The 18,830-nt window shown below is 35.4% G+C and carries 9 protein-coding genes; 1 reads left to right on the top strand and 8 read right to left on the bottom strand.

Features of this window, described 5'->3' with window-relative positions:
* The 7 genes from recD to sbcD all read right to left on the bottom strand — a co-directional run bounded on the left by recD (position 1) and on the right by sbcD (position 15,873).
* Entirely contained in the window at positions 1-1,971 is a 1,971-nt protein-coding gene (gene recD, locus ACE1OF_RS10795; RefSeq protein ID WP_448894443.1) for an exodeoxyribonuclease V subunit alpha, read from the bottom strand.
* Positions 1,968-5,663 (bottom strand): exodeoxyribonuclease V subunit beta, encoded by a 3,696-nt coding sequence (gene recB, locus ACE1OF_RS10790; protein ID WP_448894441.1) that lies wholly within the window; start codon positions 5,661-5,663, stop codon positions 1,968-1,970. Before recB ends, recD begins: the two co-directional genes overlap by 4 nt.
* Complete coding sequence (recC, locus tag ACE1OF_RS10785; RefSeq protein WP_448894439.1) at positions 5,663-9,247, bottom strand: exodeoxyribonuclease V subunit gamma; 3,585 nt, start codon at positions 9,245-9,247, stop codon at positions 5,663-5,665. The genes recB and recC overlap by 1 nt, the downstream gene beginning before the upstream one ends.
* Positions 9,248-9,478: 231 nt before the next feature.
* A complete protein-coding gene (locus ACE1OF_RS10780) occupies positions 9,479-9,973 on the bottom strand; it encodes an FKBP-type peptidyl-prolyl cis-trans isomerase (RefSeq protein ID WP_448894437.1) in 495 nt (164 codons plus the stop codon).
* A gap of 143 nt (positions 9,974-10,116) precedes the next feature.
* Positions 10,117-11,031 (bottom strand): EamA family transporter, encoded by a 915-nt coding sequence (locus tag ACE1OF_RS10775; RefSeq protein WP_448894435.1) that lies wholly within the window; start codon positions 11,029-11,031, stop codon positions 10,117-10,119.
* A 55-nt stretch (positions 11,032-11,086) separates the two neighbouring features.
* Positions 11,087-14,572, bottom strand: coding sequence for an SbcC/MukB-like Walker B domain-containing protein (locus tag ACE1OF_RS10770; protein ID WP_448894433.1), 3,486 nt, complete (start codon positions 14,570-14,572; stop codon positions 11,087-11,089).
* Positions 14,569-15,873 carry an exonuclease subunit SbcD gene (gene sbcD / locus ACE1OF_RS10765; protein ID WP_448894431.1) on the bottom strand — a complete coding sequence of 435 codons (1,305 nt, stop codon included), beginning with the start codon at positions 15,871-15,873 and terminating at the stop codon, positions 14,569-14,571. Before sbcD ends, ACE1OF_RS10770 begins: the two co-directional genes overlap by 4 nt.
* Positions 15,874-15,974: 101 nt before the next feature.
* Between sbcD and ybaK the strand changes: the two genes are divergently transcribed.
* On the top strand, positions 15,975-16,454 hold the full coding sequence (ybaK, locus tag ACE1OF_RS10760; protein WP_448894429.1) for a Cys-tRNA(Pro) deacylase: 480 nt from the start codon (positions 15,975-15,977) through the stop codon (positions 16,452-16,454).
* Here the strand turns inward: ybaK and ACE1OF_RS10755 are convergent, their stop codons facing one another.
* Entirely contained in the window at positions 16,455-18,533 is a 2,079-nt protein-coding gene (locus ACE1OF_RS10755; RefSeq protein ID WP_448894427.1) for a sensor domain-containing protein, read from the bottom strand.
* Positions 18,534-18,830 lie beyond the last annotated feature (297 nt).

Raw genomic sequence — 18,830 nt, 5'->3', positions numbered from 1 at the left:
TTAAAGTATTAAACCAGAATATCGTTTTATAGCGGTTTTCACACCAAACTGCCATGTTTTTTTATTACTCGACAGAGTAAGTTTCTCTTTAGCGCGGGTAATACCTGTATAAAGCAATTCACGAGAGAGCAACTGATGTTCGGCTTGTTTGGGTAATATTATTGCCACATGTTCAAACTCACTACCTTGAGTTTTGTGAATAGTCATTGCATAAACGGCATCAAATTTAGGTAGACGAGACGGTAACAGTATTTTATAAGCAGATTCATTTGTTTGTAATTTTGTGTGGTCACTTGTTTCAAAAAATGCCATTAAGTGACCTTCTGAAGTTTGCCATAATAGCCCTATATCACCATTAAAAAGGCCGAGTCGATAATCATTTTCATTAATCATTATTGGCATACCATGATAGCTTGATTGGTTGCCGCTGACAGGGCTAACAAGAAGGTTTTTTATCCATTGATTTAATGCATCAACCCCTAATTCTCCTTGGCGTGTTGCACATAAAACACGGAACTTAGACAAGAGTATAAAAGCATCTGAAATATCATTACATTCTGCAATACCCTGATAATATTCATTAACCAATGGGGTTAACCAAGTTGACAGTTCACTATCAACTAAGGTTAATTGACTCACGTTTGCAGATAACATTTTGCTGGTTAGTAACCCTTGTTTTGTTGACGACTCTAACAACTGCCAACTTTCACTCGCTTGTCCTTTAATCACATAAGCAGCTAGCTTACCAATGCCCCCTTCACCATCAAAACGACGACTTTGCATTAAAAAGCTTAAATAATCATGATCTGCTTTAACTTTCTGTTCAGCATTTTCAAACGTATTACGTAGTTGATTTTCGATTAACTGACAGACTTGCGTTAAATAATTTAGATTTTTATCGCTATATCCACTGTGAGGCCTTGGTGCAATGTCTGCTAAAACACTGCCAACCGCAACAGAAGGGAGTTGATCTGCATCCCCTAACAGAATGATTCTTGCAGTCGGTTTCAGTGCTCTACAAATCCGCGTCATCATGGGTAAATCAACCATAGACACTTCATCTATTAACAATACATCACAACTGAGTAAATTATCGTGGTTATGTCTAAAATTTGGGCTGTTAGGAATAACACCTAATAAACGATGGATAGTTTTTGCTTGTGTTGGCATCATTGCTAAAATGTCATTGTCTATAAGGTCTTTAAATCCAGCAATAGCCTTAATAATAGATTCAGATAAACGTTGTGCTGCCTTTCCTGTTGGAGCAACTAGCGCTATTTCTAGTGTTTGATTAGTATTTTTACTTTGATGCAACATTAATAGTGCCGCGAGTAATTTGGTTACCGTATAAGTTTTCCCTGTGCCAGGCCCACCAGCAATCACGGTGAAATTTTTATTAATGGCATTAGCAACAGCAAGTTTTTGCCAATCAATATGTTGTTGGTCGGTTTTTTCAAGCACTTCAGTTGGAAATAATTGATTAATTATCGCTTTTATCTCTTTTACTGATGTATCAGTTTTGCTGTTTAACCTTGTTTTAATATCATGCGCGAGTTGACGTTCAAATTGATAATAACGGCGTATATATAGTTTATTATTATCAAATACTACGGGTTGCATATCACTCGATGACAGTGGCAATTCAGTAAATAGAGTGTGTAAAACGTCTATGGTCGGAAAAATGAAGCCTTGATGGGTGCATTGACCTTCGTCGTCAAAACCTACCCCCCAATGTTGTTCAGCAAGCTCTTCAAATGGCATACAAGTGTGCCCTGCCCGTAAACCAACACTTAATGCCATAAAAACATGGTTGATCAAAACTCTTTTCTCTTCAGACAATTCATCTTGACTTAATAATTCAGATTGAGTATTTAACGCGAGAAGCATTTCTTTGGCAAAAAAGTAGTCTATCGCTTCTATGTTGGTGATGTATTGTTGGGCTTGAACAAAGTTAACATATGATTGAATCATTCTGTTTTATCCTTACTTGATTCATCACCTTGTTTTACAGTAGATGTATGATTAGGCTCTGAACCTAGTGCTATACCATTAAATAGGTTATCTAATTGATTAAGCTCATTTAAGGTAATTTGACGATAGTATACACCTGCACCATGATATTGTTTGTTATTTGTCATTCCACGTAAATATAAGTAATACACACCACCAAAATGTTGTTTTGCATCATAGTTAATCACATTACGTTGTAAATATCGGTGTAGCGCTAAACAATAAATAAGATATTGTAAATCATAATAATTTTTTTCTATATTATTGCGAATTGCGTCATGTGTATAGTCAGTATAATCATCGCCTAAATGGCTAGATTTATAGTCACAAACATAAAATTTACCTTGATGCTCAAACACTAAATCAATAAAGCCATGCATCATGCCCTTTAGCGTTCTATATTGTGGTAATCTAACAATATTATTTGATTTAGACGGGTTACCCATATTTCGATGATCGGTTAGCAATTTTGATAAATGGCTAATATTGGCTTTTTCCATCGGAAAATAAAATTCACTTTCGCGTAGCGTACTTTGCATATATATATCTGAAAGACAAAAATTTGCAGTATTATCCTGATCACATTCAACCGCATTTTCATTGCCTATTAAGGGGCTGTTCACTATTTCATCAAACCAATCAACTAAATCCTGTTCATTAAAAAACGAAGCTAAATCTCCGTATTTCACCAAAGGCCATTTAATACATTCTAAAAGGTTACTACCAACATTATTACTGTGCGTAAAATTAAAATGTTCTAATATGTCATGTAATAGATTACCGCTATGTGCACCTTTAACCAGTTGAAAACGTAATGAATTTTTATTGTTACTGCTATTAACTGCAGTAGAACCAATATCAGAAAGTGCGATTGAATCTCTATCGGGCGTAGAAACACCACCATGTCGTAGGTTACGACTTAATGCGGAAAAAGAACTTAACCACCAATCGCGCTCAATTTTACCGACAAATTTACTCACTTTCAGCTCATTAATTGGCGATGAAATGCTTTTTGATATTAAGCTATCAACAGCGGCTAACTCATCAAAAGAAACCTGGGTTAAACCAATTGTATCAGAGGATTGGTCAACTAGCTGTTGCAGGCTTTGTTCTATATTTTGTTCAGTTTCCCATTGCAATGTTTTACCTAACGGAGATAAAGCATAGTGCTCAAAAGCAGTCGTTAAAATATAACATCGCTGTTCAGCACGTGTAATAGCCACGTACAAAAGACGAATACTTTCTGCGTACGCTTCATCAGCCATAGCACTTTTTGCTTGTTGGTCTCCTGCTAAGCTTAAACATAACTCTCCCTGATCGTTATGATATTCAAGGTAATCAATAGCTTTGTTGCCAAATTTGGTGGGATCTTTGTGGCGTGTAGCAAATGGAATGAAAACAATTGGATATTCAAGCCCTTTTGAACCATGTTGAGTAACAATACGAATAAGATCGCCATCGCTTTCTAGTCGTTGCTCTGCTTCTAAATCATTGACTGAACCCTGATTATCCTCATTGCATTGCTGTTCAAACCAATAAAGCAATTCTTGTGGTTGTAAAAATTTTTGACTAGCAGATTGAAGAATTTCAAATAAGTGTAATAGATTAGTTAAGGCACGTGCTTTTTTGTCTTTAATATTTGCTTTGGTAAAATCAAAATGCGTATGCATTAAATTCACAGCCATGGTGATAAAACCTTGCCGTTTCCATTGTTCTCGATAATTAAAAAAATGAAATTTCAGTGCTTGATAAGCTGACTCATTTTTTTGAAGCTCATACAGCGCCACACTATCAATACCAAGTAAGCCACATGCTAACGCATTTAAATAAATACGTTCATCTTCAGGGTTCAAAATACCTTTAAGTAACTGTATTAATTGTTTTGCTTGTTCACTGTAAAACAAATTAGCACGATCAGACAGAAACACACTGGCTAAATTAGCGTTCAATAATGCTGTTTTAATGTCATTTGCTTCACGCCCATCTCGTACTAAAATAGCAATATCTTGTGGTTGTAATGCATGTTCACTATTTAATAAATTAACAATTTCATTAGCGCACCACACAGCCATTAAAGGTCTGTCTGATTGCTTAACTTTGCTTGTATTATCTTCATGAGTAAAATGAATTAATTGTAATGCTCGACTACTAGGATGTAATTGTTCAGTATGTTGTTGAGACTTTTTACCAGCTAATACGGCCTGATAATCAATTCCGTAGCCAAAAACAGATTGATTTTGTTTACCTGACAAAAACAACTGATTATAAGCAGCAACTATTTCAGGGCTTGAACGCCAATTGGTATCCATTAACCAGTGAAAATCACACTCGCTACGCGCATTTAAGTAAGCAAAAATGTCCCCCCCACGAAAACCATAAATGGCTTGTTTTGGATCACCTATTAAATAAAGTGCTGTTGCTGAATTTGTAGCAGTATTTTTAAGGTTATTTTGGTAATAAACACCTTGTAAAATAGCGAATTGATGTGGATCTGTATCTTGAAATTCGTCCACTAAAGCCACAGGATATTGCGCTAATAATGTTTGAGCTAACGTATTGTTATCCCGTTTATTTAAAGAATCAGCAAGGGTATAGATAAGATCATCAAAATCAAGACAATTTAGTTGCGTTTTAGTTTGTTTTACTTGCTTTCTTATTTGGTAAATACCGATTCTAACAAGCTGATATGCTTTTGCTTTATTAATATTCTTGGCTAAGTCTTTAACTTGAATTTTGAGCGCTTTGGTATTTTCAAGTACTTGCCCTAATTGCACTTTAAAAGCTTTGGGATGACGATTTCCGTTCAATAAATAGTCAGGCATTGGCTGTGATATTATGGTGAGTAACTCGTCGGCAGTGTCACATTCACTAATACTGGTTAGCCAAGCTAACAGTTTTGTCAGTTCTTGAACACGTGTTGCCTGTTCATCAGCTTTTTTATGCGCGGTCAAGCCTTCATCGATCAGGCTATTATTGTCAGATATTGCGCGTAATGCTTGCTTTGCTAATTGGGTAACCGAGTTTACTAAGCACTGCACATCAACCAGTTCAATTGCACGTCGATGAGATATTGCTTTTGAAAAACTGGATGTAAAAACGTGAGGTGTAGCCCAAAACTGTGCAATTAATGAGAAATCATCTGGATTTTGCTTAGCAAGTTGCCGATACCAATCTTGTGTTGCCTCTAAATATAACTCATTACTATTATTCGATATATTAGCATTAAAGGGCAAACCGCTAGCAAAAGCATGTTGCGTTAAAGCTCGTTGACAAAAGCCATGAATAGTAAAGATAGCCGCTTCATCTAAAAAAAGTAACGCACGCTTTAGTAAAAACTTAACTTTATCGTCACTCACTCTTTCGCTGATTGCTTGGAAATAAGGCTCTTGTTCGCACAAAGCGTCCCAATTCACTAACGCTTCGCGAATAAAAGCATCAATTCGTCCTTTAAGCTCTTGAGTGGCATCTTTTGTAAATGTCATCAGCAGAATTTCTTCTACTTTTAACTCTCGTTCAAGTAATAAACGTAAGTAAATACGGGTAATGTTATAGGTTTTTCCTGTCCCTGCACTTGCTTCAATTAAGTGTCTACCCGTCAATGGAATAGTGGCAGCGTCTAAATTCATTAATCTAAATTGAGAAGAGTTACTCATTAACGCTCTCCTTTACTACGACTACTCACCTTGACAATATATTGATAAACATTTTGATAAATTGCATATATGTCAGGTAAATATTGGAAAATATCAGGGCATTGTGGCCAAAAATAATGAATATAAGGATCGTCGCCAAAAGCCCTAGTATTTTCATTTCCCAACCAAAATTCTTCAAAGCGCTCTTGAGTCATGTCGATATTTTTCCCTCTTGACTGTTTAAACACTAATGCAGCCAAATCCCCATTGAGTAATAGCGCTTGCTTTTGACCTTCTTCAAATACCTTAATTAAATGTATCAACTCAGCTTGTGCGTTATCAATATTAGCAAGGCTAAATTGCTCTACTTTTTGTGATTTTGCATTGAAGTAAAAACCACAGGTACTTTGTATTTGATTTAATAAAACATTTGCGGTGTTAACTTCATCTGGGACATTTTCAAGGTGAGTATTATCACTAGATTCACGATGTTGCTGTTGCCATATTTGCAAGATCAATTGGTGCAGATATAAGGTAAATAAATCTTTTGGTTTAGGACTAGAGCTACGATAGAAAACTAACAGCCCTCCTTCCTTGGTTATTTTTACTGGCATTTTAGCCATTATTGTTATGCTTCGTTTTGCTGTTTTGTTTACATTGTCGCCTAATAAATCTAACGTTATTTTACAATCAATTAATTGAGGGTTGTCGCAATCATGGTGAATAATGGCTTGGCTAAATTGTTCTGTCTCGTCTAGCCAAGTATCAAAGTGATCTTGTGTTGTAGGAAGATCAGGAAATTTCCCTGAAAGCTTCGCCATTTGTATTACCTGTTCAACGTTAGCACTTTCAATACTTGCATCAACATCATGATGACGCTGTAAACTTGCTGAAAGTAATTGCTGCTTGAGCAGATAACTTTCTAAATAATCGGCACTAAATGGTTCAACATCATCTAGCTCTACTTTAGACGAATCTAAAAATAAATTTAATGTTTGCTGAGCAAAAACTTTGCTGGGATGTTGGAAAAAACGAATAATTTCATTTGCCTCTAACAAGGTTAAAGGCGGCGCTTCAGCATGTATAATTAATGTGGCAAGAGCATTATCTTTAAAAACAGTATCAGGCATATTTTGAGATAACTTGAACCAATTTGCGTCAAAACTTGCTTTCACGGTTGATAAGGCATTATCGGCAAGGTAATTTTCTTCACTAAAAGGCTGCATAGGTATTTGCTGTAATTGTATTTTGTTATTTTCTGGCAAAGCATGATGATTAAATGCCCAACCATACCCTTGCGCTAGGTAGTCCATTAACTCTTTTAGCACTAAAGAGGGTTGTTTTTCACTGTTATTTTTTATGTTTCGCCCTTGATAACTTAAATACAAAGCTTTTCTTGCTGAGATGATAGCTTCTAAAAATAAATATCGGTCATCACCGCGGCGCGATCTGTCTCCTAATACGGCAGTATTTTGCGCCATTAGATCAAACCCTAGTGGTTGGCGTTGGCGAGGAAATTCACCATCATTTAAACCTAATACCGCAATAATTTTAAATGGAATACTACGCATAGGCAGCATAGAACAAAAGGTAACTTGGCCAATCATAAACTGTCGACTAGCATCCCCCTGACTAAAATGGTTATTTAGAAAATCAACAACGATAGCTAAATCAATTTTTTCATCAAAATGTGCATGAGTACAATATTCAACTAAAGAACTAATGGCTTGTTCAATAATAGCAAGGCTATTTTCAATTTGACTGTTTATTTGTTGATGATTAACATCAGTAGAAAAAACACGGCTTGTGGCAAACAATAAATCTAACTGCTTTAATAAAAACTGCTGCCAAGCCACAACAGTTCTTGGCGTAGCTAATTGTTGGGAAAAATGCTGCAATTGCTCTACAAATAGCATCAATTGGCCCAATAAAACAGCATCATCACCTTCTACAGTTGGCAATAATAATTGTTCTTGATAAATATTTTCATGGTCAGAAAACGCAAAACCGCGCAGTAACCTGGATAAGCCTTGCTGCCAAGTAAAGCTGTTATTAGCCTGTTTACCAAGTAGTTGTGCTTTGTGAGATAGATCTAAGCCCCAATGAACAGTAGCTTGCTCTAACCAAAGTGTAATTTTTTCGCAGTCTTCATCATTAATTGAAAATTTATTGGCAACCGCTGGTAAACGTAAAAAACTGAGTAATTGCGAGACTTGAAATCGAGAATCAGGCAAGGTTAGTAATTCACTAAAAGCAGCAATAAGCGGGTCACTGTCTTTGGCGCTTCTATCTGCAATTGAACAGGGTAATGGCGGTACTTCGTCATTTAACTCTTGCCAACCGCGTGTAAAAACTGCATTGACGTAAGGGGCATATTGCTCGATTTGCGGACACATAACCAAAACATCTTTTGGGGTTAACCTACCCTTTCTATTTTCATCATTGCTAGCAGAATCATTAAATTGATGAAGCAGGTAATCATGTAATGCTTGAACTTCACGTAAGGCACTATGACAACTAACAATAGTAACAGAGTCATCTATTTGTTTAATGGGTGTTTGCGTTGCATCATTAAGCGTTAAAATATCATTTTGAAGATGATGTAAAATATGTTGTATTGGTTTTTGTTCTGAATCGTCGCTTTGTGAACTTGTTTCAACGCTAGCTTCAACAAAGAGTTCAACATCAACGGTGCTGTAATCTTGTAATAAAGCTAAAAACTCTCGCCCTTGTTGCCCTAAATTAGCTAACAATGGATTACCAATAAAGATATGAGTATCGTCTACACCATGAGACCAATGAGATAATTTATCGAACGCTTGTTTTTCACTAATAATATCACCCCAATACGAAAAGCAGGGATTAAGATGAAAAAAGTTTACCTCTATATAGTCACTTAAGGCGTTAATAAACGTAAGCCACAGTGGTGCCATACTATTAATACCAAAAAAACTTAGGCGTTTAGGTAGAATCATAGGGTCTGCAAGCAATTTGGACTCAATGTTTGAAATGGCATCATTTAACAATTCAACAGGATTATAAGGTAACTGTTCAATTAATAACCGCCACAGTTTAGCTTGCCATTTATTGTCAGAAGAAAGTGCTGTTAACTTGTCATCTTTTTGCCATGCGTCTAACCACTGCGGACGAAAAATTAAATACTGCTCGTATAGGTCCGCCATTTGTTGTGCTAACTGATAACGTTTTAAGTTCTCATGACTTGAAAAAATTTGATCTGTTTCACTCTGTTGCCAATACTGTGTCGCTGGAGAAAAATCAGTGTCTTCGATAATCTTTTTTGTCGCTAACAAAGCATAAATACGCCATGTTAATACTTCTCTTGAATAAGGAGACTGTTCAGGTACGTTATCATCGCTAGCTAGTGTTCTTATTAGCCTCCACAAATACTGGGCGGGTAACGCGTAACGCATATTCATACTAATACCGCGTTCTTTTGCTATAGCCAGGTTAAGCCAATGCTGCATACCCGCATTTTGTACTACAATAACTTCCTGATTGAATACGCCTAATGGTGATACTTCGGAAATTTTGTTAAGCAGCAGTAACAAATTTTCCATTTTATTTGCGGGATACAGGTTAATCAATTTAATGCCTACGGGTTAAATCGTGATAAACAAATTTAACCACAGGCAAGAATTTAACACCATGTATTTAGATGAATATATTAATAAAAAATGAAATTAATATACTATTGTAATGCTAAACGCTGTTTTTATTATTTTCATGCTTAATTTGCTTATAACGAAAAAATATGCATAAAATAACGACAACATACCATTTGAAACTACCTTTACGAATAAAAGTAGTTTTCTTAATTAATGGTGATGACCGCCAACACCGTGGGCATGGCCATGTTCGACTTCTTCATCTGTTGCTGCACGTACATCAACTACTTCAATGTCAAAAGTAATGACTTTACCCGCTAATGGTGGATTAATATCAACAGTTATCATAAATTTACCTGCCTTTATTACAGTGACTTGACGTTGCCCCTGCTCTGTATGAACTACAGCAACCATGCCAGCCTTCCATTTAGCATTTTTACTTGGTAAACCTTGTAAATGTTTTACTGGTACTCGTTGAATTAAATCTTCTTGGCGTTCACCATAAGCTTCTTCTGGTTGTAGGGTGACACTAAATTTATCACCTGCTTCTTTGTCACATAAGGCTTTTTCTAAACCAACCAAAGTGTTATTTGCACCATGTAAATAGGCAAGCGGCTCACTACCTTGAGAAGATTCAATCTCTTCTCCTGCTTCATCTTTTAAAACATAATGGAACTGAACAACGGTTTTATCGGTAATTTTCATGTAATTCTCTTTACTGTTTATAAATTGATCGGTGGTTAAAAGCACTTTGGCTTTAATAAACGAAATGAAGCGCATCTTAGCATTAAATTTTAATGAGCAAGAATTAAAATTTGCATTATTTAATTTTTGTTTACTTTGTACTTTTATGTCCACAAGAGCAAAATAACCACACTCAAAATAATTAACAACATGCCAATATACTCAATTAAGGTGATTTTTTCTTTAAACAAACGATAGGTCAGCGCCAAAGTAATAAAAAACTCCACTTGCCCAAGTGCTTTGACATAAGCTGCAGTTTGAAAACTAGTTGCAGTAAACCACCCTATTGAACCGAGTACACTGGTGACACCAACAAACAAACATAAACGCCAATTGATTAGCATTAAAGCTAGCTGTTTTTTATCCTGAAAATAAACATAGAATAGCGATATTATTGTTTGAACTGTAACCATAAATACCAATGTTATCGCGGCGCTTACCAATAAGTCTATATTAAGTGCTAAACTTGATTCTCGAATAAGTAAAGTAGTGATAGCTAATCCTAACCCTGCACCTAAACCAAATAACAAACCTGATACTGCATCAGAGCCAGCAAACATTTCTCGTGTATTAAACTTTACCTTTGAGACAAAAAACACACCTATTACACCGACAATAACACTAAACCAGCCCATAACACTTAATGGTGCTGCAAATAGTAACGCGCCAACAATTGCCACTTGAATCGCTTCTGTTTTTGCCAAACTCGTGGCAACAGCAAAATTTTTATACCTAAATGCCGCAACTAAACAAGCCGTACCAATAATTTGAGTAACACAAGCAATTAATGCGTAATATAAAAAATGATTATTGAGAACAGGTACCGCTACCTCCCTAAATTCTAACATCCACCATAAATAACCCCATGCAAATGGTAGGGCATAAACATAGCGCACTGCGGTGGTTGCCATTGAGTTAAGTTTACCTGAAAGTTGTTTTTGCCCTGCTGTTCTTATCGCTTGCATAGTCGCTGCAAGCAAGGTGAAATAAATCCAAGTGTATTCTGAAATTAATGACACTAATATATTATCCTATTTTAATTCTTATCAATGATAAATTAAGCAAAAGTTAGCACTACAATGCGAATTTATGATCTAACGTGCTAATACCAAGACCACTTTGTTTTTCTACTTTAACCTGTACATCAATTCGTTCTTTTAACGCTTCAACATGACTAATAATACCAATCATTTTACCGCTAGCGTTGAGATTATCTAGTGCAACAAGGGCAACTTCTAGTGTGTCGTTATCTAACGTACCAAAACCTTCATCTAAAAAGAGTGAGTCAATACTGGTTTTATTACTAACCAAATCAGAAAGCGCTAATGCTAAGGCTAAACTAACTAAAAAGCTTTCCCCACCCGATAGAGTTTTTGTATCGCGAATGCTATCGCCTTGCCAGGTATCTAATACTTCCAAACTTAAATTATCACGTTGTTGACATTGCAACTGGTAGCGACCATCAAGTTTATTGAGTTGTTCATTAGCTAAATAAACAAGGTGATTGAGTGTTAAACCTTGGGCAAATTTTCTAAATTTAGCCCCGTCGGCTGAACCAATTAGCATATTTAAATACGACAGTTCATCTAACCTTGCCTGCTCAGTTTTTATTTGTGCTAATAAAGTTTGTTGGTTCACCCTACTTTGTTGATCATGAGAAATGGCCTGTTGAATTTGCCCTAATGATATTTGTTGATTTTTTATTTGATCGTTATAGTTTTTAAGTGCTAATTCAATATCATCCAATGACAGTATTTTTAATTGTTCAAGATCACCCTGGGTCTTTTTAATAATAGAATTGAGTAGTTCATCTGCCTTTGTTATGGCTTGTTCTTGTTCAATTAAATGTTGCTTTGCACTTTTTTCTTGTCCCAAAAGTTGCTGTAAGTTGGCTTCTATACTGTGTTGGTCACTTTGTAATTGTATTAACCCTGCTTTAAGCTGTCCGGCTTCGTCATTTAATAAATTCCTTATAAAATCAGACGATTGCTCATTCATTTCAACAAAACCTAATTGCAAAAAAAAAGTAACGCGTAACTTATTTTTATCTGCTAATTGCATTTTAAGGGTTGTTATTTGGTTTGCTAAACTAATTAACTGTTTTGTTACTTGGGCCACTTGTTCTGATAATACAATGTCTGTTTGTTCTATTGTATTTAAACGAGTAAAAAGGTTTTGTTGCGCTACTAATTTTTGTTCTAGAAGACTAACTTGCTGAGCAATATGTTGTAACCAATGATCGGAATTAAGTAAGGCCAATTCATTATTAAAATCTATGGATAACTGAGGAATTTTATTCAGCTGCATTGTTTTAACACTGGTAAGTAGATCTTTTTGCAAGGCACTTTGTTCTAAAGTTAATTGTGTCATTAAGTTTGTTTGGTCTGTACTGTCTTGGATACTGTGATTCAGGTTAGTTTCTATTAAACTTCTTTGATACTGTGCTTGCTCTAAAATTTGTTTTGTTTTTTGTACGTCTTGCTCTGCTTGTTGCCTTTGTTGAAGTAATTGCGAGAACGTTTGTTGAAATTCAGTTAATTGTATTATTTGACTATTAACAACAGTATGCGCTTTTTGAATTTCAGCTACGTCTGTTATGTCAATTTGAGTAAAGTAATTAGCTTGAGTTTGGGCTTGCTCTAAACTGGAAAAAGCGAGAGTTAATTCCTGTTTCTCAATATTTATTCTGTTTATTCTATCAGAGATTGCATTAAGTTCAGCGTCTAGTTGATTCTCTTGTTGGGCCAATGCTTTCCCCTGATCTTCCAACTGGTTTAAATCATTGTTCAGAGCATGTAATCTATTTTGATGTTCATCAAGGTTTATTGTTTGGTATTGTGAAAGGGCGGGATGTTCAAGACTGCCACACAGAGGGCAAGGTTGATCTGCTTGTAATTTAGCTCGGTGATCACTTAAAGCCATTATTGTTTGTTGTTGAGCAATCAGTGTTTCAACATCAAGCTTTTGTTGCTTAGCATTTGAAAACTTATTGCGTAAATCAGTAAGTTGTAATTTAATTCCGTCTTGTGTTGGCGATATACTTTCTTTTTTATTTGTGAGTTGAGTTTGCTCTTGTTGTAGTGCTTTATAGCGATTTGCAAGTTGTAGTGCCTGTACAAATAGAGTTTGCTTTTGTTGGCATAGATTAACTTTCACGTTTAAGCTTTCAGGTGAAAGCGTTTGTTGTGTCATTCCAACAGAGTCTAACAATGCCGTGTGTTTATTTACCCATTCTTGTTGGCTTATGTTTAACACTTTCTCTTGTTTTTGTTGCTCAGTTAGTCGCTCAGTATTTTCACTTAACGCAATAGCATGATTTTTTTGTTCATCTAATAACTGCTGTGTCTTATTTTTTATTAAATCGAGCTGTTGGGTCTTTTGAACAAGCGTGATGTTAATTTTTGCTAATTGATCTACCTGGTTATGCCACAAAGGCAGTTTTTCTTTAACATTAGTTAGCGGCTCATGCTCTGTAATATATTGTTGTAGCTCATCTACTTCTTTTGATAATTGTTTGTGTTCACTTTGTATTGTTTTTTGTTTTTCTTTTAATAACTCAGATTCTTTTGTTTGTTCAACTTCATTTGCTAATACTTGACTTAATTGTGTCGACATAGCTGAAATATCATGCTCTATGGGCAGTATTGTATTTATTAATTGGATTTCAATTTTTTTATGCTGAGCTTGTTGTTCTTCTTGAACCTTTAATTTTTCTTTAATCACTTGGTTACCAGCCGTGACTTTTTCTTCTGCTTGCTTACGCTGTGCTAGCAACCCACATAATTGTGCTTCTTGTTTTTTATATGCCTGACTAAGTATAACAGTGTCTTTTAACGCTAAATAAGAGGACTGTTCTAACATAGCTACTTGATTTAAGTGGGTAATATCAGCTTCTTGAGATCGTAAATCATTTAATTCTTGCTCAGTCAGTAAAGTTACGCCTTCAGATTTGGCTTGTATTAACTGTAAAGATTTTTCAGCTTGCTTATGGTTTTCAAAAACTTGTTTTGATATTTCACCATAAATTTGTGTTCCTGTTAACTGTTCTAATAATTGTGCTCTGTCATTAGCTGCTGCATTTAAAAAAGCAGCAAATTCACCTTGCGACAACATCATTGATTTAGTAAAACGTGAAAAATCTAATCCTGTAATTTCAGCTATTTTCGTGCGAACCGTTTTCAGTTTTTCAGCTATAATGGTGCCATCAAGTAATGCTAGCTCTGCTGTTGGTTCTAATAAGTTACCATCAACTTTATTACGTGCACGCTTTTGACTCCAAAATGCGCGATAGCCTTGCCCTTTTACCTCAAATTCAACCTCTGCCATACAATGCGTAGTAAAATGAGTCATTAACTGATTTTGTTTTTTAGACACTGTTAAACGCGGGGTTTGATGGTACAAAGCTAAACAAATGGCATCAAGAATAGTTGTTTTACCCGCGCCTGTTGCGCCTGTTATAGCAAAAAGCCCGTTAGAGTCAAAAGGTGGTTGAGTAAAATCTAATTGCCACGCATTTTTTAAAGCATTGATATTTTCAAAGCGTAACCGTAGTATTTTCATAATTCGTCCTTGCTTAATACTTGCGCAACGGTTTGATTAAATAACGTTTGCAACTGAGTTTTACGTTTTAAACCTTCATCGTGTAACGGGTCGTCCAGATCATTAGTATTTAATGCTTCTTCTTGTTGTAGCCTAGAGTCAAAAACCTCGACTAAAGTTAATTCATTCAAATTACTATGATCTTGTTGTTGATCAAGCAGTAACCGCTGTCTTACTTGCTTTTGTCTTCTAACCAATAAAACTTCAACAGGAAAGTCTTTTACTAATGCAGTAATTTTAGATTGTAAGTCATTGAGTGAACCTGAATTGGCTAACTCAATATCAAGCCAAAGCTTAACTGCTTTGTCTGTTTTGTTTTCTTCAGTTAATAACACAGGAATAAGTGTTTCAATATCTTGATGTAAATTATCTAACGTAGTTTTTAACATCGCTAATGGTTGGAAGCATGGCACAATAAGATCAGTAATTTTAGATAGTTTTTCCTTGTCAAAATCAACTAACAGCACACGTTTTTGTTGTTTAGCTTCATCAAAACTTAACGCTATTGGTGAACCAGAATATCGTATGTGTTCGGTTTTACCTACTTTTTGTGCGCGATGAATATGCCCTAAAGCAATGTAATCAGCATCAGGAAAAGCATTACTTGGAAATGCTTCTAAAGTACCAATATAAATATCACGCACCGAATCAGATGACGTAACACCTAAAGCAGTTAAATGCCCAGTAGCAATAATTGGTAATTGACAACCACTGGTTTTTACAAGTTGCTTTGCCTGCTCAAACAAACACTGATAATGCTGAACAATTGCTTGTTGAAGTTGTTTAGATTTATCCATTGCAGATTGTCCTGCTTGGCTTTTCATAACATCTCGCGGGCGAATAAATGGAATAGCACAAATAACCGCTTGCGGCACACCTTCAGCGTTTTTTAAGGTAAACACTTGCTCGGCTAAATTACTATCAATTGTGATATCGGTAACATTTGCCACCACGTTGGTTGATAAAGCGCTGAGTAATTCTTTAGATTCTGCTAACATGCTGACAGAGTCATGATTCCCTGCGAGTATTACTAATTGGCAATCAAATGCTTGTAATTCACTAATAAAATTGAAATACATTTGCCTTGCATAGCTTGGTGGCGTAGCGGTATCAAAAATGTCACCTGCAACAATAATGGCGTTAATACCATGGTTTTTTACTTGCACTAATAACCAATTCAAAAACTGTTGATGTTCATTAGCTCGGCTTTTACCATAAAAATATTGACCTAAATGCCAATCTGAAGTGTGTATAATACGCATAAAAGAAAAGATTGATGCAGAAAATAATAAGTTGATAATTCTACCTGAATAGGATAATTAAACCATTAAAGATATGTAAAAATACAATATATTGAGAGAAAATGACCCCAGCAACTAAACTATTAAAACAAAAAAAAATTCCTTTTGAACTTCTGCAATATCAACACGATGCCAATGCTAGTTCTTTTGGCCTTGAAGCAGTAGAAAAATTATCACTTGCAGCTGAACAGGTGTTTAAAACGCTAGTAGTGTGTTGTGACACCGACAAACTCGCCGTTGCTATAGTACCTGTTAATACTATGCTGAACTTAAAATCCATGGCGAAAGCGTTGAAAGTAAAAAAAATAAAAATGGCTGACGCTAAACGTGTTGAAGCCAGTACGGGTTATGTTTTGGGAGGCGTTAGCCCTTTGGGCCAAAAAAAACGTTTACCTACGGTGATTGATAGCAGCGCTGAATTATTAACGAATCTTTATGTCAGTGGTGGAAAACGCGGTTTAGAAATAAAACTAACACCGCAACACTTAAGTCAATTATGCTCAGCTACTTTTGCACCCATTACTGATGACAGTTCAAGTTAATTATTTATAGGTTAATGAATAATCAATCAATTGTTTGTCTGGCACAGGTTTGCTGAAATAATATCCTTGCAGAAAGTCACATTTTAGATCACTTAACAACCTAACTTGCTCTTTGGTTTCGACCCCTTCAGCTACTACGGTTAACCCTAAACTATGTGCCATTGAAATAGTTGCCTTGACCAAACTAAGGTCTGCCTTATTTTCTGTAATACCCTTTATAAAACTTCTGTCTATTTTTAATACATCAAAATCGTATTGACGCAAATAACTTAATGATGAATATCCCGTTCCAAAATCATCCATAGATAATTTAACACCTAGTTTATGTAATTTAAGTAAGGCATCATCAATATATGATTGTCCAACCATTAATACGCCTTCTGTTATTTCTAGCTCAAGGCAATTGGCTGTAATATTTGCTTCATCAAGCGAGTTTTTAACAAAACCAAGTAATTCAGTTTCTCTAAATTGTCTAGGGGATAGATTAACAGCCATAATATACTTGGCCTGTTGAGAATTTTGCCATTCACATAAAAAGTTTAGCGCCTGTTTCACAACAAAATGTCCAATGGGAACAATTAACCCCGTATGCTCAGCTATGGGAATAAATTCATCAGGTGTAATATCTCCTAAAGCGGGATTTCTCCAACGGAGTAAAGCTTCTGCACCAATAATACAATTATTACGCAAATCAATTTGCGGTTGATAATATACTTCAAACTCATTTCGCTCAATTGCTCCATGCATTTGCTCTTCAATGGCTAACCGTCTTATCATGGTAATATTCATTTCTTGTGTAAAAAATGAATAGGTATTACGCCCTAACGCTTTTGCTTGGTACATAGCTAAATCAGCATTACGCAGTAAATCTGTACTATTGGTTCCATTGTCTGGATAAATAGCAATACCAATACTTAATGTCAGAATAAGCTCTCTGCCATCTATTTTGAAGGGGTCCCTAAAAGCATTAAGTAAATTTTTTGTAATAGTTAAGGCATTTCCTCCGTCAGTTAACCCCCGTAATATAACAATAAACTCATCTCCGCCAAGCCTACCCACGGTATCTTCTTTACGTACAACTTGATTTAATCGATGAGCAGATTCTTTAAGTATGTTGTCTCCTACCTCATGCCCTAACGAGTCATTTACTTTTTTAAAGTCATCTAGGTCTAAAAAGAGAACCGCTGTTTTTTCTTTTTTACGCTGTGCTTCATTAAGCAGTTGAGATAAGCGGTCAAGGGCCAGAAAACGATTAGGTAATGAAGTTAATGTGTCGTAATAAGCATGATGACGAATAATTTTTGCCGCTTTATGCTGTTCAGTAATATCACGAATGATCATCACAAGTTGTTTGTATTTAGATAAATAGCTTATTCTCGCTTCAAAAAAAGAAGCGCCATTGGGTAAGTTTAATTCATATTCGAAACTTGTCATGGTACGTTCACCCATGGCTTTATTAATATTTTCTATAAATTTACTCGCAATATCAGTAGGCAAAAATTTGGCTATAGATTGGCCAATAAATTTCTTGGGTGATAGAGAAAGTTTTTTTTCATTACTAGCATGATAATGATTGATAACCCCCTCTTCATTCATTAAAAAAAACAAATCAGGAATGGATTCAAATGCGGCCGCCAACATATGCTCATTAAGCGCTAGTTTTGCTTGAGTTTTTTTTATCTCTGCTAAGTCAACATCTATACAATAAAACTGTTTATCATTATACGTATTAGTAAATAAAACGTGGTTTGAAAATACGCATACATCATAACCATTTTTATGGCGCAAGGTGAGTTCTGCTGCAGGAATTTCAATATCATTTTCAAGCCAATTTTTTATGTCAGCTATTACAACATCTTGCATAGCTTTTGGAATAATTAACGATTCTAACGTTTGGCCTAACGCCTCTGTGGTTTTGTAACCATAAAGTAATTCACTTCCCATATTCCAGTAGATCACACGTCTATTTTCATCATACCCCTGCACAGCAACAGAACTTACTTCATTAAATAATTGATGAAGTGAGTCATTGATCATAAGAGCATGGGTTAACTGATTCTTTTTATTATTTGAATCCATGTTCAAAAGCCCACCAAAATAACAACTACACGTTAATTTTAGACCTTAAACATGGATTCTGCTTATAATTTATTAAAAAGGGGCTATTTTTCGTTAGTTATTAGCGAAAAATATATTTTATGTTCTTTAAAAAGTATTTAAACCTAAAAACTACAAAGACCTTATTACTAGCTATTATTTGTAGTAGCTCAGACCTGATCTGACAGTTACCCGATTTTTAGGGTGCCTTGTCAGCTTAGATTTGAGCTAAATTCTTTTCGGCCCAAATCGATTTCCCATCAAGTAATGTTTCTAGTG

The sequence above is a fragment of the Colwellia sp. E150_009 genome (genome assembly GCF_053543955.1).
Note: the sequence above shows the minus strand (reverse complement) of the source record. Positions and strands in the feature narration are given on the sequence as shown.

What these genes read in the sequence shown, in the direction of transcription:
- recD (WP_448894443.1), bottom strand. Translation starts at nt 1,971, where the DNA reads ATGATTCAATCATATGTTAACTTTGTTCAAGCCCAACAATACATCACC.
- recB (WP_448894441.1), bottom strand. Translation starts at nt 5,663, where the DNA reads ATGAGTAACTCTTCTCAATTTAGATTAATGAATTTAGACGCTGCCACT.
- ACE1OF_RS10780 (WP_448894437.1), bottom strand. Translation starts at nt 9,973, where the DNA reads ATGAAAATTACCGATAAAACCGTTGTTCAGTTCCATTATGTTTTAAAA.
- ACE1OF_RS10770 (WP_448894433.1), bottom strand. Translation starts at nt 14,572, where the DNA reads ATGAAAATACTACGGTTACGCTTTGAAAATATCAATGCTTTAAAAAAT.
- sbcD (WP_448894431.1), bottom strand. Translation starts at nt 15,873, where the DNA reads ATGCGTATTATACACACTTCAGATTGGCATTTAGGTCAATATTTTTAT.
- ybaK (WP_448894429.1), top strand. Translation starts at nt 15,975, where the DNA reads ATGACCCCAGCAACTAAACTATTAAAACAAAAAAAAATTCCTTTTGAA.
- ACE1OF_RS10755 (WP_448894427.1), bottom strand. Translation starts at nt 18,533, where the DNA reads ATGGATTCAAATAATAAAAAGAATCAGTTAACCCATGCTCTTATGATC.